General features: G+C 68.3%; 17 protein-coding genes and 1 tRNA gene. 3 read left to right on the top strand and 15 right to left on the bottom strand.

Going from position 1 to position 20961, the window contains the following annotated elements:
* Positions 1-54: 54 nt before the first annotated feature.
* From pknB to ACFWPK_RS13065, 7 genes are all read right to left on the bottom strand, one after another.
* On the bottom strand, positions 55-1950 hold the full coding sequence (gene pknB / locus ACFWPK_RS13095; protein WP_378915035.1) for a Stk1 family PASTA domain-containing Ser/Thr kinase: 1896 nt from the start codon (positions 1948-1950) through the stop codon (positions 55-57).
* Entirely contained in the window at positions 1947-3467 is a 1521-nt protein-coding gene (locus tag ACFWPK_RS13090) for a protein kinase (RefSeq protein ID WP_378915033.1), read from the bottom strand. The genes pknB and ACFWPK_RS13090 overlap by 4 nt, the downstream gene beginning before the upstream one ends.
* A 37-nt stretch (positions 3468-3504) precedes the next feature.
* The gene (locus tag ACFWPK_RS13085; protein WP_378915031.1) at positions 3505-4977 is read right to left on the bottom strand and encodes a peptidoglycan D,D-transpeptidase FtsI family protein; all 1473 of its coding nucleotides are present in this window, start codon (positions 4975-4977) and stop codon (positions 3505-3507) included.
* Positions 4974-6446 carry an FtsW/RodA/SpoVE family cell cycle protein gene (locus tag ACFWPK_RS13080; RefSeq protein ID WP_378915029.1) on the bottom strand — a complete coding sequence of 491 codons (1473 nt, stop codon included), beginning with the start codon at positions 6444-6446 and terminating at the stop codon, positions 4974-4976. Before ACFWPK_RS13080 ends, ACFWPK_RS13085 begins: the two co-directional genes overlap by 4 nt.
* Positions 6446-7897: a PP2C family protein-serine/threonine phosphatase gene (locus ACFWPK_RS13075; protein ID WP_378915027.1), complete on the bottom strand. Its 1452-nt coding sequence runs from the start codon at positions 7895-7897 to the stop codon at positions 6446-6448. The genes ACFWPK_RS13080 and ACFWPK_RS13075 overlap by 1 nt, the downstream gene beginning before the upstream one ends.
* Positions 7894-8370, bottom strand: a complete 477-nt coding sequence (locus ACFWPK_RS13070) for an FHA domain-containing protein (RefSeq protein WP_266294852.1) — start codon at positions 8368-8370, stop codon at positions 7894-7896. Before ACFWPK_RS13070 ends, ACFWPK_RS13075 begins: the two co-directional genes overlap by 4 nt.
* Before the next feature lie 168 nt (positions 8371-8538).
* Positions 8539-9966, bottom strand: coding sequence for an FhaA domain-containing protein (locus ACFWPK_RS13065; RefSeq protein WP_378915025.1), 1428 nt, complete (start codon positions 9964-9966; stop codon positions 8539-8541).
* Positions 9967-10184: 218 nt separating this feature from the next.
* Here ACFWPK_RS13065 and ACFWPK_RS13060 point away from each other — a divergent pair.
* Positions 10185-10267 (top strand) — tRNA-Leu (locus tag ACFWPK_RS13060).
* 52 nt (positions 10268-10319) lie between these two features.
* On the opposite strand, the gene ACFWPK_RS13055 is transcribed toward ACFWPK_RS13060, so the two are convergent.
* Genes ACFWPK_RS13055 through ACFWPK_RS13045 form a run of 3 tightly spaced genes read right to left on the bottom strand, consistent with a single transcriptional unit; the run spans position 10320 to position 12377 of the window.
* Positions 10320-10856 (bottom strand): TetR/AcrR family transcriptional regulator, encoded by a 537-nt coding sequence (locus ACFWPK_RS13055; protein ID WP_378915023.1) that lies wholly within the window; start codon positions 10854-10856, stop codon positions 10320-10322.
* Positions 10853-11695 carry an alpha/beta fold hydrolase gene (locus ACFWPK_RS13050; RefSeq protein ID WP_378915022.1) on the bottom strand — a complete coding sequence of 281 codons (843 nt, stop codon included), beginning with the start codon at positions 11693-11695 and terminating at the stop codon, positions 10853-10855. Before ACFWPK_RS13050 ends, ACFWPK_RS13055 begins: the two co-directional genes overlap by 4 nt.
* A 43-nt stretch (positions 11696-11738) precedes the next feature.
* On the bottom strand, positions 11739-12377 hold the full coding sequence (locus ACFWPK_RS13045; RefSeq protein ID WP_378915020.1) for a class I SAM-dependent methyltransferase: 639 nt from the start codon (positions 12375-12377) through the stop codon (positions 11739-11741).
* 83 nt (positions 12378-12460) lie between these two features.
* Here ACFWPK_RS13045 and ACFWPK_RS13040 point away from each other — a divergent pair, with 83 nt between their 5' ends.
* On the top strand, positions 12461-13894 hold the full coding sequence (locus tag ACFWPK_RS13040) for a hypothetical protein (RefSeq protein WP_378915280.1): 1434 nt from the start codon (positions 12461-12463) through the stop codon (positions 13892-13894).
* A gap of 813 nt (positions 13895-14707) precedes the next feature.
* On the opposite strand, the gene ACFWPK_RS13035 is transcribed toward ACFWPK_RS13040, so the two are convergent.
* Entirely contained in the window at positions 14708-15742 is a 1035-nt protein-coding gene (locus ACFWPK_RS13035) for a stage II sporulation protein M (RefSeq protein WP_378915018.1), read from the bottom strand.
* Between the two features lie 18 nt (positions 15743-15760).
* Between ACFWPK_RS13035 and ACFWPK_RS13030 the strand changes: the two genes are divergently transcribed.
* Positions 15761-16507 carry an RDD family protein gene (locus tag ACFWPK_RS13030; protein ID WP_378915016.1) on the top strand — a complete coding sequence of 249 codons (747 nt, stop codon included), beginning with the start codon at positions 15761-15763 and terminating at the stop codon, positions 16505-16507.
* Positions 16508-16687: 180 nt separating this feature from the next.
* On the opposite strand, the gene ACFWPK_RS13025 is transcribed toward ACFWPK_RS13030, so the two are convergent.
* The 4 genes from ACFWPK_RS13025 to ACFWPK_RS13010 are packed head-to-tail and all read right to left on the bottom strand — an operon-like array spanning position 16688 to position 20877.
* A complete protein-coding gene (locus ACFWPK_RS13025; RefSeq protein WP_378915014.1) occupies positions 16688-17974 on the bottom strand; it encodes a DUF58 domain-containing protein in 1287 nt (428 codons plus the stop codon).
* Positions 17975-17978: 4 nt separating this feature from the next.
* Entirely contained in the window at positions 17979-18974 is a 996-nt protein-coding gene (locus tag ACFWPK_RS13020) for an AAA family ATPase (protein ID WP_378915012.1), read from the bottom strand.
* On the bottom strand, positions 18971-19996 hold the full coding sequence (locus tag ACFWPK_RS13015; RefSeq protein ID WP_378915010.1) for a DUF4129 domain-containing protein: 1026 nt from the start codon (positions 19994-19996) through the stop codon (positions 18971-18973). Before ACFWPK_RS13015 ends, ACFWPK_RS13020 begins: the two co-directional genes overlap by 4 nt.
* Complete coding sequence (locus tag ACFWPK_RS13010) at positions 19993-20877, bottom strand: hypothetical protein (RefSeq protein WP_378915008.1); 885 nt, start codon at positions 20875-20877, stop codon at positions 19993-19995. The genes ACFWPK_RS13015 and ACFWPK_RS13010 overlap by 4 nt, the downstream gene beginning before the upstream one ends.
* Between the last annotated feature and the right edge of the window lie 84 nt (positions 20878-20961).

Raw genomic sequence — 20961 nt, 5'->3', positions numbered from 1 at the left:
CTCATTCTGCGCCCGCGTAGGCGCGCCGGGCGGGTTCGCCATCCAATCGAGACCTCAACGCGGAATCGGCGACGCTCCTACGTGCAAAACGATGTTGCCGTTGATCGTTACCGACGAACCGGCCGCCGGACTCTGACCAACGACCTTGCCCGAGGCATTGCCGTCGAGGGTGATCACCGTGGTCTGGCTGAGCTGCCCGGTCCACCCGTCGCTGCGCAGCCTTTCCTGGGCCTGCACCGGTGTGAGCCCGGTGAGATCGGGGACGGTGATCCGGTCACCGGCGGAGACCTGGACCGTGATGGTCGAGCCCTTCTCCGCGTTGCTGCCGCCTGCCGGGTTGGTGGCGAGCACCTGCCCCTTCGGCTGCGACGACTTCACTTCCTGGATCTCGACCTTGAACTTCGCGGATTCGACCAGATTCGGCTGGGCGACGGAGATGTCCTGGCCGACCACGGTCGGCACCCGGACCTGCTCGGGCCCGCCGCCGATGGTCACGATGATCGGCCGGTCGATGTCGACCCGCACGCCCGCGCTCGGCTCCTGCTCGATCACCTTGTCGGTCTCGGCCGTGCTCGACGCCTTGCGCACCACATTCGGATCCAGCTGCAAACCCAGCGAATTCAGTTTCTGCTCGGCGTCGGCCTGACTCAGCCCGATCAGCCGCGGCAACTGCACCTGCGTCGGCCCGGTCGAGACCTGCAACGTCACGGTGCTGCCCTCGTCGATGCGAGAACCACCGAGCGGCTGGGTCGCGATCACATTGCCCGGCGCCACCTTGCCGTCGGGTTTCTCCTGCCTGGCCACATGGAAACCGGCCTGCTGCAGTTCGGTCTGTGCCTGCTGGGCGGGCTTGCCGGACAGGTCGGGGACGGCGACCTGGTCGGCCCGGCTTCCCGGCCCGACCAGCACCCAGAACAGTCCGAACGCGACGGCGAGCGCGGCCGCGACACCGAGCGCGATCAGCCCGGTGCGGTTGCGTTCCTCGCCGGGCGGCCCGACGGCGGGGTGCTCGGAGGTGTCGTCGCCGCGGTCGTGAAAGGTCCGCGGGCCCGGCTCGTCGTCGTAATCGGTGCGGTCTTCGTCGTTCATCACCATCGGCGCGCTCGGCTTCTGCCCGCCGAGCACCCGGATCAGGTCGGCCCGCATCTCCGCGGCCGTCTGGTACCGGTTGGCCGGGTTCTTGGTCATCGCCTTGAGGATCACCGAGTCGAGTTCGCGCGGCACGCCGGGGTTGACCGACGACGGCAGCGGCGGATCCTCTTTGACGTGCTGGTAGGCGACCGCGATCGGCGAGTCACCGGTGAACGGCGGCTGCGCGGTGAGGATTTCGAACAGCACGCAGCCGACCGAATACACATCCGAACGCGCGTCGACGGTCTCGCCGCGGGCCTGCTCGGGTGAGAGGTATTGGGCGGTGCCGATCACCGCGGCGGTCTGGGTCATCGGGTTGGCGCTGTCGGCGATCGCCCGCGCGATGCCGAAGTCCATCACCTTCACCGCACCGGCGCGGTTGATCATGATGTTGGCCGGCTTCATGTCGCGGTGCACGATCCCGGCCTTGTGGCTGAAATCGAGCGCGGCGCACACGTCGGCCACGACTTCCATCGCCTTGCGAGGCGCGAGTGGTCCCTTGCCGCGCACGATGTCGCGCAGGGTGTCGCCCTCGACGTACTCCATGACGATGTAGGGCAGCGGCCCGCCGTCGACGGTGGCCTCGCCGGTGTCGTACACGGCAACGATCGCCGGGTGGTTCAGCGCGGCCGCGTTCTGGGCTTCGCGCTTGAACCGCAGGTAGAACGTGGGATCGCGGGCCAGATCGGCCCGCAGCACCTTGATCGCCACGTCGCGGGACAGGCGAACGTCGCGGGCGCGGTGCACCTCCGACATGCCGCCGAACCCGATGATCTCGCCCAGCTCATACCGCGAGGAGAGATTCTTCGGGGTCGTCATCGTTGTCCTATGTTCGGGCCTACGGCCGTGTCGCTATCGGGGAACGGCAGGTCGAAGGTGGGCAGCCGGGGGCGGCCGACGGTGGTGGTGCCCCCGGCCGGCGCCGTGGTGGTCGGCTCCGGCTTGGTCGTCTTGGTCGTGGTGGTCGGCTTGGGTTTGGTCGTGGTGGTCGGCGGCACCGTGGTGGTCGGCGGCTCGGTCGTGGTGGTCGGCGCCTCGGTGGTCGTCGTCGGGCGCGGCGGTTCCGTGGTGGTCGGTTCCTCGGTGGTGACGACCGGCGGCGGCACGGGCCTGGTGGTGGTCACCGGCGGCGGCAGCGGCTTGGTGGTCTGCACGGTGGTGGTCGTGGTCGGCGACTGCCGGTTCGGTTCACCGCCGAACAGCAACCACAGCACACCGCCACCGAGCAGCAGCGCGCCGACGCCGAGCGCGATCAGCCACTTCTGGTTGTTCTTGGCGTTGCTCGCAGGCACCGGCGCGGGCGCGGAAGCCTGGGTGGCCGGACCGCTGTAGCCACCGGTCGGCGGACCGCCCGGACCGCCCGGCTGATGGCCGAAGCGCATGGTGGCGCCGTCGTAGTCCGCCGCGGCCGCGGCGGCGGGAATCGCCACGGTCGGGCCGGGCGGAAGTACCCGGGTGGCACCGGTCATCGACGGACCGGTGGCGCCACCGGGGATCGGCGGCATGTGTCCGGCGCGCACCGCGGCGACGGCGTCGGCGAACTCGCCGCCGCTGCTGTAGCGCTGCAGCGGATCCTTGGCCATGGTGATGGCGATCAGCTCGTGCACGTTCGCGGGCAGGTCGTCGGGCATCGGCGGCGGCGCGTCGCGCACGTGCTTCATGGCGACGGTGATCGCGCCCTCACCGGTGAACGGGCGGACTCCGGCCAGTGCTTCGTAGCCGACGATGCCGAGGGAGTACACGTCGGAGGCCGCGGTGGCGTCCTCGCCGACGGCCTGTTCGGGCGCGATGTACTGGGCGGTGCCCATCACCATGCCGGTCTTGGTCACCGGCGAGGCGTCGACCGCCTTGGCGATGCCGAAGTCGGTGATCTTCACCTGACCGGTCGGCGTCACCAGGATGTTGCCCGGTTTCACGTCACGGTGCACCACGCCCGCCGCGTGCGCGACCTCCAGGGCGCGCCCGGTCTGCTCGAGCATGTCCAGACCCTGGATGACCGAGAGTCTGCCCATCCGGTTGAGCACCGCGTTGAGCGGTTCGCCCTGCACGAGCTCCATCACCAGGTACGCGGTCTCGCCGCCCGACGGGTCGGTGGTCTCGCCGTAGTCGTAGATGCCTGCGATCCCGGGCGCGTTGAGCTGCGCGGTGGTCCGCGCCTCGACCCGGAATCGCGCACGGAAGGTCGGGTCGGCGGAGAACTCGGTCTTGAGGACCTTGACGGCCACTCGGCGATCGAGCCGAGTGTCCATCGCCTCCCACACCTGACCCATACCGCCGGTGGCGATGAGCCGCTGCAGGCGGTAGCGGTCGGCGATCATGGCGCCGTTGTTCAGCATCGGGGCCCCCGTGTTGTCACTCGCACACTCATTTCGTTCAGCCCCCTGCCAGGCCCGCGTCCAGTACCGACCTGGCGATCGGCGCGGCTACCGAACCTCCGGTGGCCGCCAGCGCCCGATCGCCGCCGTTCTCGACGATCACCGCGATGGCGATCTTCGGGTTCTGCGCGGGCGCGAAGGCCATATACCAGGCGTGTGGCGGGGTGTTACGGGGATTACTGCCGTGTTCGGCGGTTCCGGTCTTGGACGCGATCTGGTATCGCGACCGTCCACCGCCCGCGGTATTGGCCTCCGAGGCGACCATCAGATCCGTCAGGGTCGACGCTACCTGGGGACTCACCGCCTGCCCGATGCTGACCGGTTTGGTCTTGCTGAGCTCCGACAGATCGGGCGCTTGGGTCTGATCGACCAGATACGGCTGCATCCTGGTGCCGCCGTTGGCGATGGTCGCGGCGATCACCGCGACATTGAGCGGTGTCATCGACACATCGCGCTGACCGATGCTCGACTGGCCGAGCGCGGCGTTGTCCGGGATCGGGCCAACGGTCGATTCAGCGACCGGGATCGGCACACCGGGCGGATCCTCGACTCCGATGCCGAACGCGGCGGCCTCGTCCTTGAGCTTGGCGGCGCCGACCTTCACGCCGAGTTCGACGAACGCGGTATTGCACGAACGCCGGAACGCTTCGTAGAGGCTGGCCGTCGGCTGGTCGCCGCAGGTGCTGCCGTTGTAGTTCTCCAGCGTGGTGCTCGTCCCGGGCAGGGTGATGTTGGGTGCCGCGGTGAACTGGTCGTTCGGACCGGCGACACCGTTGGACAGCGCCGCCGCGGTGACGATGGTCTTGAACGTCGATCCCGGCGGATAGGTCTGCGAGACAGCGCGGTTGAGCATCGGCTGACTCGGATCGGTGCTCAACCGCTCCCAGGCCGCCCGCCCCGCCGCGCCGTCGTGGCCCGACAGCTCGTTGGGGTCGTAGCTCGGCGTGGAGACCATGGTCAAGATCTTGCCGGTGCTCGGCTCGATCGCCACGACGGCGCCGGTGTAGCCCTTCGACGTCATCTGCTCGTAGGCGACCTGCTGCATCATCGGATTCAGCGTGGTGAGCACGTTCGCGCCGCGCGGATCTCGCCCGGAGAACATGTCGATGAGCCGCCGGCCGAACAGGCTCGAGTCATTGCCCGACAGCAGCGGATCCTCGGCCAGCTCGAGCCCGGTCTTGCCGTACTGCATCGAGTAGAAGCCGGTGACCGGCGCGTAGGCCGATGGGTCGGAAGGGTATTGGCGCAGGTACTTGTACCGGTCGTCGGTGGCGACGGAGCCGGCGAGCACGGTGCCGCCCGCGGAGATCTGACCGCGCTGGCGTGAGTACTCGTCGAGCAGCACCCGCGAGTTGCGCGGATCGCTGCGCAGATCGTCGGCCTTGACCACCTGCAGGTAGGTCGCGTTCACGAGCAACGCCACCACCATCACCATGACGGCGACGGCGACGCGACGCAGAGGCGTGTTCATTCGCTCACCCTGCTTTCCGGCCTGCGGACCAGTTCCGTTGCGGCGTCGGCGATCGGGGCGGGCGCGCGCTTACGGGTCGGTGCCGGTGCGCGGGCCGCATCGGAGATCTTGATCAGCAGCCCGAGCAGCGCGTAGTTCGCCAGCAGCGACGAACCGCCGTAGGAGATGAACGGCGTGGTCAGACCGGTGAGTGGAATCAGTTTGGTGACACCGCCGACGACCACGAAGATCTGGATCGCGATGGTGAAGGAAAGGCCCGCCGCGAGCAACTTGCCGAAGCTGTCACGCACGGCCAGCGCGGTGCGCAGCCCGCGGACAATGAAGATCAGGAACAGCATCAGCACGGCGGTGAGTCCGATCAGGCCGAGTTCCTCGCCGATGGTGGTGACGATGAAGTCGGTCTTGGCGAAGGGCACCTGCTGGGGGCGGCCGCTGCCGAGGCCGGTGCCCGCGAGCCCGCCGGTGGCGAAGCCGAACATCGACTGCGAGATCTGGTAACCGGTGTTGTGGTAGTCGTCGAACGGGTGCAGCCAGGTGTCGACGCGCACGCGCACATGCCCGAACAGTTGGTAGGCGAATACGAATCCGAGCGCGAGCAGCCCGCCGCCGATGATCAGCCAGCCCACCCGTTCGGTGGCGATGTAGATCATCACCAGCACCGTGCCGAAGATGAGCAGCGAAGTGCCGAGATCCTTTTCGAGCACGAGCACGCCGATGCAGACGACCCACACGATCAGGACCGGGCCCATATCGCGCGGCCGCGGGAACTCCATTCCGAGGAAGTGCTTGCCCGCCGCGGTGAACAGATCACGCTTGGCCACCAGCACACCCGCGAAGAACACGATCAGCAGGATCTTCGCGAATTCACCTGGCTGCACACTGAATCCGGGCAGCCGGATCCAGATCTTGGCGCCGTTGACTTCGGAGAACCGGCTCGGCAACAGTGCCGGAATCGCCAGCGCGACCAGGCCGACCAGGCCTAGGGTGTAGGTGTAGCGCGCCAGCGTGCGGTAGTCCCGCAAGACGATGAGCAGGGTGATGAACACCACGATGCCCAGGCCGGTCCACATGATCTGCTGGTTGGCGTCGGGGGAGGGGATCGGCGTGGAGTCGTACGCCGCTTTCTGCGCGTCCGCGAGATCGAGCCGGTGGATCAGCACCAGCCCCAAACCGTTGAGCAGCGCCACAATCGGTAGTAGGAGCGGGTCGGCGAACGGCGCGAACCGGCGCACCGCGAGATGGGCGATTCCGAACAGCGCGAGGAACGCCACCCCGTACTTGGCGATGTCGGTGGTGATCGACTGTTCCTGGCTCGCCTCGACGATGAACAACGACACCGTCGTGATGCCCGCCGCACCCGCCAGCAGCAGCAACTCCTGGTTGCGTCGCGTCGACGGCGGCGGCGCCGGCGCGAATCCACCAGGGGGACTGGGGAACGCCCCAGCCGACGGCGGTGGCGGTGCGGACATCAGTCCGTCACCCGGCAGTTCTCCCCTGAGATCTGCGGGGTTGTCGGGGGGACGGTCGTTGTGGTCGGTGCCGGGGTGGTCGTGGTCGGTGTCGCGGGCTGGTCAGGGCCGGGAGTCGGCGCGCCACCTGGGATCACCGGGGACTGCTCGGGCGGCAGCACGCCGGGCTGAGGCACCGATTCCTTCTTCGGGCACGGCGGCAGGAGCTCGTTCTGCGCCAGCACCTTCATGCTGCCGCGCGCCTTGTCCAGCGAATCCGGCGGCAGGCCCTTCTGCACCTGGTCGCGCCCGGTCTGCTTCAGGTCACTGACCATCAGCGTCTTGCAACCACTCGGCGCGGACTTGCCCACCTCGACGAGAGTGAGCTCGCTCTTGCTGTTCACACAGCCCTGCAGCTCCACGTCGTGGATCGAGTAGCCGAGGATCGAACCGGGCAGGCCGCGCATCACGACCACCTTGTCGTTGTCGGCGCCCACGTAGTAGTTGCTGCGAATCATCTTGTAGCCCACCACGAGTCCGATGGCGACCGCGGCGATCAGGGCCAGCGACAACAGCAGCCAGCGCAGCTTGTGCGACTTCGTCTCCGGCGGCGGCGGTGCCGCGGCGGCCCTGCGCGGTTGCGCGCGCGGCGGACGCATGGCGGCGGCGCGCCCTGCCGCGGTGTTCGGCGGCGGGGAGTCTTCCTCCTCCTCGGTGGAGGCGGCGCCCGCGAGGATCGGGTGGCTCTGGCCGTAGTCGAGGTCGATCACATCGGCGACGACGACGGTCACATTGTCGGGGCCACCGCTGCGCAGCGCCAGCTCGATGAGCCGGTCGGCGCACTCGTCGGTATTGCCCTCGCGCATGGTGTTGCCGATGGTCTCGTCGCTCACCACGTCCGAGAGTCCGTCGGAGCACAGCAGATAACGGTCACCGGCGCGGGCTTCGCGCATGATCAGCGTCGGCTCGATCTCGTTGCCGGTGAGGGCACGCATGATCAGCGAACGCTGCGGGTGAGTGTGCGCCTGCTCGGCGGTGATCCGGCCCTCGTCGACCAGCGACTGCACGAACGTGTCGTCGCGGGTGATCTGGGCCAGTTCGCCGTCGCGGAGCAGATACGCCCGCGAGTCACCGATGTGGACAAGGCCGAGCTTGCGACCCGCGAACAGGATGGCGGTGAGCGTGGTGCCCATGCCGTCGAGTTCGGGTTCGGCCTCGACGTGGTCGGCGATGGCGGCGTTGCCGGAATGCGTGGCGTGGTCGAGCTTTCCGAGGATGTCGTCGCCGGGCTCGTCGTCGTCGAGATGCGCCAGGGCGGCGATCATCAACTGGGAGGCCACTTCTCCGGCGGCGTGCCCACCCATGCCGTCGGCCAGCGCTAACAAGCGTGCGCCCGCGTAGACCGAATCTTCGTTGTTGCCCCGGACGAGTCCGCGGTCGCTTCGCGCTGTGTAGCGCAGAACAAGTGTCACGATCGCAGCTCGATCACTGTTTTGCCGACTCGCACCGGAGTGCCGAGCGGAACACGGACGGCGGTGGTGACTTTCGCGCGGTCGAGATATGTGCCATTGGTGGAACCGAGGTCTTCCACGTACCAGTCGTCACCACGCTGAGACAGTCGCGCGTGCCTGGTCGAGGCGTAGTCGTCGGTGAGTACCAGCGTGGAATCGTCGGCGCGTCCGATGAGGACCGGTTGCGTGCCGAGGGTGATTCGAGTGCCGGCGAGTGAACCGTGAGTCACCACTAGATACTTGGCGCCCTTCTGGCTTCGGCTGAAGGAGGGCAGACCGATGGACCCGCGACTACCGCGAGTTGCCCTCGGCTGTATCCGTATGCCGGATGCCGCGTAGATATCGCTGCGCAAGGTCCGCAGAACGGCCCAGACGAACAACCAGAGCAGCAGCAGGAACCCCGCGCGGGTCAATTGCAGGATCAATCCCTGCACGGCGTTCCACCTCCTGTTCGCCCGGGTACGTCGGTACGGCAGGTGCGGGGCGAACCACCCCCACCAGCGTGCTGGCTTGCGGGCCCCGAGGTCGGGACCGTGCGTGTAATGGCAGCATCATAGAGCCGACAGCGTCGACTCGTGACGTGCACCGCGCAGCTTACGGGATCAGACGATCCGGATCAGGATCTCGGAATGTCCGGCCCGGATGACGTCGCCATCGGCGAGCTGCCAATCCTGCACGGGTGAACCGTTGACCAGGGTTCCGTTGGTGGAACCCAGGTCGGAGAGCATGGCCGTCTGGCCGTCCCAGCGCACCTCGATATGGCGACGCGACACACCCGTGTCGGGCAGCCGGAAGTGGGCGTCCTGGCCGCGGCCGATGATGTTGGAACCCTCGCGCAGCGCGTAGGTGCGGCCGCTGCCGTCGTCGAGCTGGAGCGTGGCCGAGTAGCTCGACTGGGCGGCGGCGTAGCCCGCGCCCTGCTGCTGGCCGTAGCCCTGCTGGCCGTAACCGGCGGCGGGCTGGGCGTAACCGCCCTGCTCCTCCTGGCCATAGGCGGGCTCGGCGTAACCGGGCTGCGCGCCGTAACCCTGCTGGCCGTAGCCCTGCTGCTGCGGTTCGGCGTAGCCCTGCTGGCCGTAGCCGCCCTGCTGGTCGTAGCCCGGTTCGGCGTAGCCCTGCTGGCCGTAACCGGCCTGCTGGCCGTAGCCCTGCTGCTGCGGTTCGGCGTAGCCCTGCTGGCCGTAGCCACCCTGCTGGTCGTAACCGGGCTCGGCGTAACCGGGCTGGCCGCCCTGCGCGCCGTAGCCACCCTGCTGGCTGTAGGCCTGCTGGCCGTAGCCGCCCTGCTGGTCGTAACCGGGCTCGCCGTACGCGGGCTGGGCGCCGTAGCCACCCTGCTGGCCGTAGCCCTGCTGGGCGGGCGCGGCGGGGTCGTAGCCGTTCTGGTAATCGCCACCCTGCTGGCCGTAGGCGTCGTTGTATCCGGGCTGCGCCTCGGGCGCGCCGTAGCCGCCACCGCGGCCGTAATCGTCGGCCGGGTAGGGAGCCCCTGGCGCGCCGGCGGGCGGCGGTGCGTACCCGCGGTTGCGTGGATCGGACTCCGCGGGCTCTCGGCTTGGCTCGTAGCCTGAGTTATGCGTCATGGGGCCAGCTCCTGGTTGCGGGTGTGCGGGTCGTTGTGGCGGTCCGGTGCGAGGTGGGGCCGTCCCGCGACCGGCGTCGGGGTCGACGCGGCCGCTCGCTCTGAACATTCCGGTGTGCAGCGTAGGTGATGCCTCGAACGCCACGTGTACTTCGCCGTAGGTCTGCCAGCCCTGCTCCCGGATGTAATCCTGCAGATGTTTGGCGAACGCTTTGGTCGTCAGGTCGTGATCGGCGTCGAGCTTGCCGTGATCGGTTTCGTTGATCGTGATCACGTAACTGTTCGGCGCGAGTCGATGCCCGCCCTCCAGATCCTGGATCTGATCTGCGGCTTCGCGCTGCAGCGCGGCCTCCACCTCTTGGGGAACCACACTGCCGCCGAACACTCTCGCGAACACGTCACCGACAGCGCCCTGCAAGCGACGTTCGAATCTCGACACGATGCCCATCACAGCCCTCCCTTCGGTGCGCGTGTTCGCCCGCCTCGACACGTGGTTACGGCGTGTCCGGACCCGACCACGTTCCTTGCATGATATCCACGATCCTCTACCTGGGTAACTCCCGGCGGCGCCCCCCGGTTCCCACGCTGGTTTCTACGGCATCGCCGCAGGTCAGGGAATCGATTTTATTTTCGCCCGCGGGGCATGTTAGATTTTTCCAGTCGCTCGGGCGAGTGGCGGAATGGCAGACGCGCTGGCTTCAGGTGCCAGTGTCCGTAAGGACGTGGGGGTTCAAGTCCCCCTTCGCCCACACAGGCTAAAGGCTCGATCCTTCTGGATCGGGCCTTCAGTCGTTTTCGGGGTCAAGTCCGAGCAATGCGGAGCAGAGCCGCGCGCAGATCTGGTCGGGGGGATTGTGCGTCCAGCTCGAGTAGAGCGGTTTCGGCTATGGCAGCTACCAGCAGGACGGCGACGGGTGCCGGGTCGGACCAGCCCATCGCCGTGAGGTCGGTGGTGAGCAGGGTGGCGGCGGCGGTGTTGCGGGCGCCCACCTCGGTGGCCAGGCCCGCGTCGGTTCTGGCTTGTACTAATAGGCCCTTTGTCGCCCGGGCGGCCAGGCAGCCGTCGAGGTAGGCGGTGATCCCGGTCGCGAGGCGTTCCTCGCCGGGGGGCAGGTCGGCGGTCGCCGTGCTGACCCGGTCGTCGAGTTCGTCGTGGAAGGCACGGTGGAGGGCGAGTATGTAGGACTCCCTGCTCGGCCAGTGCTGGTAGAAGCTGCCCTTGGCCATCTCGGCCTCGGCCGTGATCGCGTTGACCGAGAGCTTGCTCAGGTTCTCGGTGGCCAGTAGCTGCCTGCCCGCGTTCAACAGGGCGCGGCGCCCTGGCTCGGCGGATCTCATTGCCGCACCCCGGCGCAGGTGGTGAGAAACTCGCGCACGGCGTCGAGGAATAGGTCGGGGGCCTCGGCGAACGGTTCGTGCCGGGTCGCCAGCAGGGCGACCGGCGACTCGGGCAGGGCGCGGGCGATGCCGCGCCGGTTCACCAGCCAAGGGTTGGTCGGGTCGTTGCGGCCCCAGACCACCTGGACAGGCAGGTCGGGGAGCAGCGGGGAGGCGGCGGGCAGGTCCACGCGCGGGTCGTCCAGGCTCCGCCAGAGACGGCGGTACACAGCGAGCCGGACCGGATCGCCGGGTATCTCGCGGGCCCGCTCGAAGAGGGGACGAACACCCTCGTTTCGTAGCGAACCCAGATACAGCCGTGCGTTCGCAACGACGAACCGCCGGGCGACCGCGGGACGAGCGATGAGGTGGAACATGGCTCTGGTCAACAGGTTCCGCGGTGCGAACCCGGCCGACTGCACCAGCACCAGCCCGCGCACCAGATCCGGTGCGCGCTCGGCCAACCGGACTGCCGCGTAGCCGCCGACACTGTTGCCGATCACCGTGAGTGAACCGAAACCGCGCTGCGCCAACGTCTTCGACACCTGCACGGCGACATCACCGAGCGCGTCGACGGTGATCGCGTCCGGGTCGACGACCGTGGACGCGCCGTAGCCCGGCCAGTCGATCGCGGCGACGGCCCACGTCTCGCCCAGCCTGGGGACGATCTGATCGAAGTCGCGATGGTCACCCGGATTCGCATGCAGCAGAAGCAGTCCCGGCGCGTCACCGGGCGAGCGGCCGTTCAGGTCCACGACCACCTCGCCATAGCGCGTGGTGACGGTGATCGGTGTGCTCATGTACCGACGGTAGCCATGACCGACCGGTCGGTCAAGAGTCCGGTCAGACCTTGCGGGCGATCAGCTGGTGGTGTGGAATCGGCGGGTTGGCCAGGGTGCGCTGCTCCACGGTCAGTCCCGCGGAGCTCAGCGCCGCCACCACATCGGCGACCGGACGCAAAGTGAATCCATAGGGCGTGAACGGCATGGTGGCCATGGCTTCGGGGTCGCCGATAGCGATTACCGCAGTGCCGCCGGGGCGAAGCACGCGGGCGAGTTCGGTGCAGGCGGCCGGGAGGTCGTCGAGGAAGTAGATGGTGTTGACGGTGATCGCCGCGTGCACGCTCGCGTCGGGCAGCGGGAGCGCGGTGAGAGTGCCGTCGGCGAGCGCCAGGCGGCCCTCGGCGACCTCCATGGCGAAACGGCCACGGGCGCGGGCGAGCATGTCGGGGGACGGCTCGATGCCGTGCACCACACCGTCGGCACCGACGCGGGCCAGCAACAACTCGAGGCCGACCCCACCACCGAAGCCGATATCGGCGACCGTCGCCCCTGCGGGCGGCGCCGCGGCGTCGACGGCAGCCGCGATGGCACGCTTGTTCCCGCGATTGAGCACGAATGCCACGCCCTTACCGAGCACACCGTGCGGATTGCCGAGCTGCCCGGCGATTGTCGTGAGCAAGCGATCTTTGACCCCGGTCATGCCGCCATCGTAGGCGGCATCGGATCGCCGCCGGTGCCGCAAGATGATCCGAATGCTTTTGCCCGGCCTCGAATTGGGGTTCTATACAGACCGTGCCGTCTGCAACCCGCCGCCGCTTCATCGCCCGCGCCGCCGCCTTGGTCCTCGTCTCGGCGGGTGCCTGGTCGGGTTCGGCGTCGGCGGACCAGCCGCCGGTGACCGGTCCGCTGGCGGCTAATCCCTACCTCGGTCCGCTCGGGACGGCGACCATGCACGGGGACGCGGGGTCCTCGGATGTGACTCCGCTGGCCGGGCCTGCCGCCGGGGCCGGTGTCACGGTGTATCCGCTCGGGGCGGCATGCCCGACGCTGCTCGAAGGCGCGGACGGGTTGGTGGTCGGGTTGTGCACCGCCATCGCGGGGCAGACGCCGACGGTGTTCCTGTTCGACTCGGGTGCGTCGGGGCCGATCGGTGGGGCGCTCGCTTCGTTGCCGTTGACCAAGGGGAGCTTGCTCGGCGGGGTGTATGCCTACCTCGACAACGAGGATCGGCTGGTGGTCGTCGACGGTGGGCGACGGCTGCTGCGGGTCGCTCATGTTCGGGGTGACGACGGTGCGTGGCGATTGACCGCCGCCGTGCAGGCGGATCTGAGCAGCTCGATTCCGCAGGGCGACAACGTGACCGGACTCGTCCCCGATTGGACCGGCAACGTCTGGTTCGCGACCGGACACGGGGTGGTCGGGTTCGTCGGACCGGACGGGCGGGTGGGGACGGTGGCGCTGCCGTCGGGGGAACTGGTGGCCAACAGCATTTCGTCGGCGCCCAATGGTGGTGTGGCCGTGGCGAGTACGCATGCGCTCTACGAGTTGCACGCGAAAGCCGGTGAGCCCGAGATTCGTTGGCGATCTGCCTACGATCGTGGTTCCGCGCGGAAACCGGGTCAGCTCAGCTGGGGCACCGGCTCGACGCCGACGTACTTCGGGCCGGTGCGCGGCGACGAATATCTCGCCATCGTCGACAACGCCGACGACCAGGTGCGGCTCATCGTGGCGCGCTCCGGTTCGGGTGAGCAGGTCTGCTCCGTCCCGGTTCCAGTCGGCGGCAGCGAGAATTCGCCGATCGCGGTCGGTTCGTCGGTCTTCGTCGCGAGTACCTACGGCTATCCGTATCCCACCGTTCCCGAGGGCGCGGGCCCGGCTGTGCCCGCGAGCGCGCCGTTTCGCGGCGGTCTGAGCCGGGTCGACCTCACTGCCGAGGGATGTGTCCCGGTGTGGGACAGCCAGGTACGCAGCGCGGCCGTCCCGCGGTTGTCTCTCGCCGACGGTGGCATCCACACTCTGCGCCGTGTCGGACCCGATGTGACAACCCCCCTCGACGGATTCGACTATGTCGTTATCGACCCGGCGACGGGTGCCGTACGCGCCTCGACTCCGCTGCCGGGCACGGTCGCCGAGGACCCGCTGCAGATGGCCGCGCTCATCACCCGTGGCGGCGCGCTGTGGCAGGGAACCATCTCGGGGGTCGTCCGAATCGGCTGAGGCCGCCTCGCCCGCGCAAACCCGACCTCGCACCTGTTTCAGCTGCCTGACGACTTATCGCAGCGTTGGCGATATCGACGCGCCCTCTGGCTGTTCGCCGGGTTTCACTTGCCCGCACAGACGGTCGGATACTCCTGATCCCCGCAGGTGAGGCGAAGGTCACACTGCCGGTGCAAGCTTGTATTCCGGATGTTCTTCTGCCGATTTCTGACTGTTCGGCGGACCGTTCGCAACCAGTCGTCCGTCCAGTTAGAGCCGATGAATTCGGTGTTTCACTGCGATTGCTGAGCGTGTGTCTTGTTTGCAGACTAGTTAACAAACTTGAAGTCTCTTTTCCCGTTTCAAGTAGTCGGCAACCGTAATTCCGTTGCCGAAACCCCAGGTGACAGCTATGCGGAGGGCTCAGTGTGATCGGGGGCAACCTTGCCCGAAATTCGCGCGCGGGTGCCATCGAGGATGCGTGACTCGTAATCGAAGATTTGCCCGGGGTGAATTCTCGGTGCCGCCGACTGCTCGATGAAGGGGGCGCCGGAAGTTTGCTGCGGGTGTGAAAAACAGTGCGTCCACAGGCCTTTGCAGGTTCGCAATTCCTACCCCGGACCTGCGCGTTGGGGGTTGCATGGGCATAACGATTGTGTACAGTTGACGGTAACGCTGGCCGCAGTTCGAGCCCGACTCGCTGCGGCCAGCGGAACTCAAATGGGGGAGTTCGTCACCGTCTCTTAACCTTCCGTAGCTGCCGATTGTCCGGTGCTGTCCCGGCGCGGTGTGCTCGGAGTTGTCGGCCTCACAGATGTACGTGCAGATGCGAGCTCACGCCCGGTCGAGAACCTTCGCCGGCGCCATCAGCCACCGATCGGCCGGATCCGCCGAGACAACCGGCCCCGCCGCCTCGGCATCCTGCTCCTCGGCCACCCGCCTGCCGATTCCGAAGACGTAGTACAGGAACAGCGCCTCGGCGGTGAACCCCAGCGCGATGCGCACGGGTGCGGGCAGCGGGCTCGGCGTCACGAAACCCTCCAGCAGCCCACACACCAGCAGCACGCACACCAGCCCGAGCGCCACCGTCGCGGTCGCACGGCCCTGCCTGGCCATCGCGGCCGCCCTGCTGCGCCGTCCCGGGTCGACCAGCGTCCACCCGAGCTTCAACCCCACCCCGCCGGCCACGAACAGCGCGGTGAGCTCCAGGGTGCCGTGCGGCAGGATGAAGCCGAAGAACGAATCCAGCCGCCCCGCCTCGGCCATCAATCCACCGGTTATCCCCAGATTCAGCGCGTTCATGAACAATGCGTACACAGCCGGGAGGATCAGCACACCGGTGAACAACGCGATCGCCGACACCAGCGAATTGTGTGTCCACACCTTCGCGGCGAAGGCCTCGTTGGGGTGCTCGGAGTAGTACGACTCGAACGAACCCCCAGGTCCGGTGACATCTGACAGGTCGCCCTCTGGTATCCCCAGCGCATCGCGGGCCGCGGCCGAACGATCCACAAGCACGCCGATCACGCCCGCGACAGCGAGAAAGACCGCGGTTGTCCCCAGCCACCACGGCCAGGCTCTGTACACAGCCGCGGGAAAGTGCCGGGTGAAGAACCGGCCGACTTCACGCCACGGCTGCGACCGCGCCGCGAGCACCCGCCCGCGTGCGCGCGCCAGCAGCGCGCTGAGCCGGTCGACGAGTTCCGGATCCGGATGGTGCGCCTGCAATCTCGCCAGCTGCTGCGAGGTGGACCGATACAACCGGACCAGCTCATCGGCCTCCGCACCGGACAGCTTGCGCTGGCGAACCAGCTGATCCAGCCGATACCACGACCGTTGATTCGCCCAGCTGTAGGCATCGGTGTCCATATCGGGAATGCTAGCCACATGGCTGAATTCACCACCGGCGAAGCGGTAGCGCTCGAACTACCGATCGCGCGCATCCCCAGCCGTGCGGGCGCTTTTCTGCTCGACCTGATGCTCCAGCTCGCCCTCGCCGCGACGCTGCAGTACATCTTGATGCTCGTGCTGCTGGCCACCGACGCCGATTCCGCCTGGTTCTCGGTGACCGCGGTCGTCACGGTGGTGACCGTGCTGATCGCCTACCCGGTGTGCAGCGAAACCGTCTCGCGCGGGCGGTCACTGGGCAAGCTGGCGTTCGGCTTGCGCGTTGTGCGGGCCGACGCCGGGCCGATCGACTTCCGGCACGCGCTCACCCGCGGCCTCGCGGGCGCGATTGTGGATTTCTGGATGCTCGGTGCGTTCGGCGCGGTGGCCGTTGTCACGTCGCTGTGTTCGCGCGATGGCAAGCGGGTGGGCGACGTGCTCGCCGGAACGGTAGTTGTGCACACCCGCCAGACCATGCCGATGCCGTCGCTGGCCGTCGCGCCGCCGTGGTTGACAGGCTGGTCGGCGCAGCTGGATCCGAGCGGGATCTCCGACGAACTGGCCGGGGCCGCCCGCCGGTATCTGACCAGGCTGCCGATGCTCACGCCGCCCACACAGCACTATCTGGGCACTCAGCTCGTCGAGGCCATGTGTGCGGCGCTGCGCTGCCCGGTGCCTGTCGGCTACCCGCCGTATCACGTGCTCGGCGCGATTCTCGCTCGGCGACAGCAGTTTTCGCTGAGGTAGATGCACAGGCTGTGGATGAATCAGCCTGTGCACGAATCCGGCTGTGCGCGAACCCACCTGTGCACAACCCAGCCTGTGGATGAATCTGTTGGCGAGTCGGTGGATGACCTGTGAGTACTGGTGGAAACTGCGGTTATCCACAACCACGTGCGGTTGTGCACAATTCGCGATGCCCACAGATCACAGCGAGCCGGACTGCTTGAGTTCGAGGTATTCGTCGGCCAGCGCCTCGGGCAGGTGATCGGGGGCCGCGGCCACCACGGCCACCCCACGCCGCCGCAGTGATTCCTGCACGAGAGCGCGTTCGGCCAGCACGGTTTCGGCGGCGGCCGCGGTGTAGACCGCCGAGCGATCACCCGCCGCCGCGGCGATGTCGGGATCGGTGACGGAGACGATCAGCACCCGGTGGCGGCGCGTGAGCGTGGGTAGCGCGGGCAACAGGTGCTCGGTGACGGTCGGCCCGTCGAGACTGGTGAACCACACGATCAACGCCCGCCTGCGAACCCGCGAGATCACGGTGCGGACCAGCCCGTCGGTGTCGGTGTCCACCAGCTGTGGAGTAACCCCCGCAAGGGTGTGCATAAGTTTCAGCGGCAGCTGATTGCCGCCCGCACCACTCACTTCCGCGCGCACTCTGCGGTCGTAGGCCAGCAGATCGACCGTATCGCCCGCGGCCGCGGCCAGCCCGCCGAGCAGCAGCGCCGCTTCGATCGCACTGTCGAGCCGGGTCCCCTCGCCGACCCGGCCCGCACTGGCCCGCCCGGTATCGAGGACCATCAGCATGTGCCGGTTGCGTTCGGGCCGCCAGGTACGCACCAGCACGTCATTGGCGCGCGCGGTGGCCCGCCAGTCGATACTGCGCACGTCATCGCCCGCCACGTACTCGCGGAACGAATCGAACTCGGTGCCCTGCCCGCGCGTATTGGCGACATTGCGGCCCTCGAGATGGTGCAGCCGCTTCACCTTCGAACGCAGCAGTCGCTCACTGCGGAACGCGGGCAGCGCGCGCACCCTGGCAGGCACATCGACCCGGCTCTGCCGTCCCGCCAGACCCAGGGGTCCGAGCAGCCGGACCGTCACCGGGCCCGCGACCCGATCACCGCGATAGGTGGGAGTCAGGTTGGTGCGCAAACGGATTCGGGTGTATGGGGCGAGATCCAGGTGCTCTTCGCGGATTTCGGCACGCGCGCTGTCGGGCCAGGCGTCCCACAGCATGCCGTGTACGGTGGTCGTGCCGGTATTGGTGACCACCAGCTCCACCTCGGTGCCGCGACCGAGCCGCACCACGGTCAACGGATCGCGGGTCAGCGAAAGCGAATCCGCTCGCGCGGCCAACGCGGTATCGGTGAGCAGCAGCGCCACCAGTACCGCACACGCGCCGAGCACCCCGACCCCGGTCGGCACCACGAACATCACCACCGCCGCCGCGATCGTGGCGAGCAGCGCGAATCGGCCTGTGACCACCACGTCGCTAGACCGGAACCGGCACCGAGACCAGCAGCGACGAGAGCACACCCTCGGTGCTCACCCCGTCCAGCTCGGCCTCCGGACGCAACTGCAGTCGATGCCGCAGTACCGCCATCGCCACCGTTTTCACGTCATCGGGCGTCACGTAGGTGCGGCCGTTGAGCCAAGCGAAGGCGCGGGCGGCGGCCAGCAGCGCGGTCGCACCGCGGGTGGACGCGCCGTGCGCGACGGCGGGGGAGGAGCGGGTGGCACGGCACAGATCGACGATGTAGGCCAGCACCTCCGGGCTCACCGCCACCGCGCCCACCGCGGCGCGCGCGGCCGCGATGTGCTCGGGCCCGGCGACCGGCCGCAGTCCGGCGGCACCGAGATCGCGCGGATCGAAGCCGCTCGCATGCCGTTGCAGGATGCGGAACTCGTCGTCGCGCTCGGGCAGCCGGATGTCGACCTTGAACAGGAACCGGTCGAGCTGCGCCTCGGGCAGCGGATAGGTGCCCTCCTGCTCGATCGGGTTCTGGGTGGCCACCACCACGAACGGATCGGGCAGCGGACGCGGCTGACCGTCCACCGAAACCTGGCGCTCCTCCATCGATTCCAGCAGCGAGGACTGGGTTTTCGGTGGGGTGCGGTTGATTTCGTCGGCCAGTAGCAGATTGGTGAAGACCGGGCCCTTGCGGAAGGTGAACTCGGCCGAATGCGGGTCGTAGATCTGGGATCCGGTGACATCGCCCGGCATCAGGTCGGGAGTGAACTGCACGCGCGCGTGCTCGAGTGCCAGTGAGGTGGCCAGCGCGCGCACCAGCAGCGTCTTCGCCACGCCCGGAACACCTTCCAGTAGTACGTGGCCGCGGCACAGCAGTGCCAGCACCAAATACAGCACGGCCTGGTCGTTGCCGACCACCGCCTTGCCGATCTCGGTGCGCAGCGCGGCCAGTGCGGCCGCGGCTTCCTGTGCGCTCGGCGTCTCGAGCAGAACAGCGTCCTTGGAGATATTTGTCATCCGAGCTCCGTCTCGATCCATTCGAGGTGTGCGGCAATGTAATTGAGGGTTGTCTCGTCCGGCACGTCACCGAACAGGACCGTGCCGATCTGCTGCGCGGGGACGCCGAGGCGGCTCGACACGGCGTCGACGAGTTGATCGTTGGTGAGCTCGCCGCCCAGCCGCGGCTTGATCCGGCGCAGCGTCGCGGCGCGCAAGATGTGCGCCACGTGTGCCACGTCGCCGGAGCGGCGGTACAGCCCCGCCTGCCCCGCGAGCAGCTCGTTCGCGGCGACCTCGACCGGGCGCGGCTCGCCGACCAGTGCGCCACGCCTGCGCGCGCGCCACCAGATCAGCGCGGCGAAGGCGAGCAGGAATTGCAGGCCGCCGAACGCCAGCCAGCCGGGTAGGCGGGTGAAGATCGAGTCCTTGCCGCTGCCGAAATCGAGGTCGCTGTCGTCGCGCGGGCGGTCGGGTGGATCCGGCGGGTCGGGTAGGTCGGGGGTATCGGGCGCATCGGGGGCGCCGCAGGACTGCATGGTGGCGTAGAGCAGCAGCGCGATGGCGAGGCAGGCGGCGAGCGTCGCCCAGAAGCGGGGGCTGCGCAAGATCCCGGGCAGCGGCGGAAGTTTCCTGCGCTGCTTGGGTTCGCGTTCGACGACCTCGATCTCGAGCGGGTCGGGTACGGGCGGCGGTGCTGATTGGGAGTACCGGTCGGCGTATTCGAGGCGGCGGTACTCGTCCTCGGTGGCCGCGCGTCCGCCGTAGACGACTTCGTCGAAACTCCGTGCCGCCGGATGCAATTCGGTGGATTGCTCCAGCGGGAGTGCGGTGGTCGCGTCGTCGGCGGTCTCCTGCGCCGTGCGCGAGCGGCGCACCGGCAAGCTGCCGTCCTGTTCGAGTCCGCGCAGGACGGCGCGGAAGCGTTCGCGCAGCGCGCGGTCGTAATCGCGCCGGCCGGCGGCGTTCTCGGCGGCGGCGCGGTGCTCGGCGGCGGCACCGAGGCGAGGCCGGGGTGGGACGCCATCGGGGGAGTCGGTCACCGGCGATCACCGGGGATTCGAATGTCCATACCTTCCCGGACGCATCGCCTGCTGATGTAGCAGAGCACGCGGCTGGTCGCCTCGACGATCTCGCTCACCGTCACCACCAGCAGAAATCCGCCGACGAGCAGTGTGATGACGGCCCAGCGGTGGGTGCCGGAGAAGTCGGAAAGGAAGAACGGAATACCGAACGCGGGCACCGCGAGTACGGCGAAGATACACCGCTGGGTGAGCCACAGACCCCCGGTCGACCAGACGGCACCGTGCATGAGTTCCTTCGAACGGGCAACGCCCACACCGAAACCCGCGTGTTCGGCGAAGATCACAGGTTCGGCGACGAACCGGCGCGACCGCACATGCGAGAGCCAGATCAGCGCGAGCGGATAGGTGATCACCAGAACGCTGCCCAGCAGCAGCACCCCGATGCCGGTGAGCGTGAACATGATCTGTGCCAGCACCAGCGGCATCGCGCGCCGGGCCGCGGCCCGCAATCCGTCGAGCACGCCGTACCGCACCCCGTGGAAATCGGCGAGCGCGATGGCGACGGTCGCACCGCGCAGGACCAGGCGCACCAGCCACACCGCTGCCGCGGTCGCCAGGATCGCCGCCCACGCCGTGCCCGCGTCGGAGCCGTCGGTGAGGTGGGAAACCAGCCCGGTGAGCCCGAGTACGACGAGCACCGCGAGCACCAGCGCACTGCCGCCGAGCACCGCGAAGGCCCGGAGATGGGCCTGGATCAGGGCGAACGGCTCATCGAGCAATTCGCGGAAACGCAAGGGGCGGATCGGCACCGTAGGCGGCATCGGCGGCACCGGCGCAGGCACCGGCGCCGGATCGACTCCCGCCCCGACGGCGCCAACCGTTTCGACGGCGGGACGCACGGGCCGAGTCTAGTCAATCCCGCCCGCCCCGCCCGGTATGTCTCTACCCGGAGGGGCCCGCCCCGATCTGGACTGACCGGAGGG

The sequence above is a fragment of the Nocardia sp. NPDC058519 genome, assembly GCF_042719755.1.
GTDB lineage: Bacteria > Actinomycetota > Actinomycetes > Mycobacteriales > Mycobacteriaceae > Nocardia.
Note: the sequence above shows the minus strand (reverse complement) of the source record. Positions and strands in the feature narration are given on the sequence as shown.

What these genes read in the sequence shown, in the direction of transcription:
- ACFWPK_RS13065 (WP_378915025.1), bottom strand. Translation starts at nt 9,966, where the DNA reads ATGGGCATCGTGTCGAGATTCGAACGTCGCTTGCAGGGCGCTGTCGGT.
- ACFWPK_RS13035 (WP_378915018.1), bottom strand. Translation starts at nt 15,742, where the DNA reads ATGGACACCGATGCCTACAGCTGGGCGAATCAACGGTCGTGGTATCGG.
- ACFWPK_RS13020 (WP_378915012.1), bottom strand. Translation starts at nt 18,974, where the DNA reads ATGACAAATATCTCCAAGGACGCTGTTCTGCTCGAGACGCCGAGCGCA.
- ACFWPK_RS13050 (WP_378915022.1), bottom strand. Translation starts at nt 11,695, where the DNA reads ATGAGCACACCGATCACCGTCACCACGCGCTATGGCGAGGTGGTCGTG.
- ACFWPK_RS13085 (WP_378915031.1), bottom strand. Translation starts at nt 4,977, where the DNA reads ATGAACACGCCTCTGCGTCGCGTCGCCGTCGCCGTCATGGTGATGGTG.
- ACFWPK_RS13080 (WP_378915029.1), bottom strand. Translation starts at nt 6,446, where the DNA reads ATGTCCGCACCGCCACCGCCGTCGGCTGGGGCGTTCCCCAGTCCCCCT.
- ACFWPK_RS13045 (WP_378915020.1), bottom strand. Translation starts at nt 12,377, where the DNA reads ATGACCGGGGTCAAAGATCGCTTGCTCACGACAATCGCCGGGCAGCTC.
- ACFWPK_RS13090 (WP_378915033.1), bottom strand. Translation starts at nt 3,467, where the DNA reads ATGCTGAACAACGGCGCCATGATCGCCGACCGCTACCGCCTGCAGCGG.
- pknB (WP_378915035.1), bottom strand. Translation starts at nt 1,950, where the DNA reads ATGACGACCCCGAAGAATCTCTCCTCGCGGTATGAGCTGGGCGAGATC.
- ACFWPK_RS13030 (WP_378915016.1), top strand. Translation starts at nt 15,761, where the DNA reads ATGGCTGAATTCACCACCGGCGAAGCGGTAGCGCTCGAACTACCGATC.
- ACFWPK_RS13055 (WP_378915023.1), bottom strand. Translation starts at nt 10,856, where the DNA reads ATGAGATCCGCCGAGCCAGGGCGCCGCGCCCTGTTGAACGCGGGCAGG.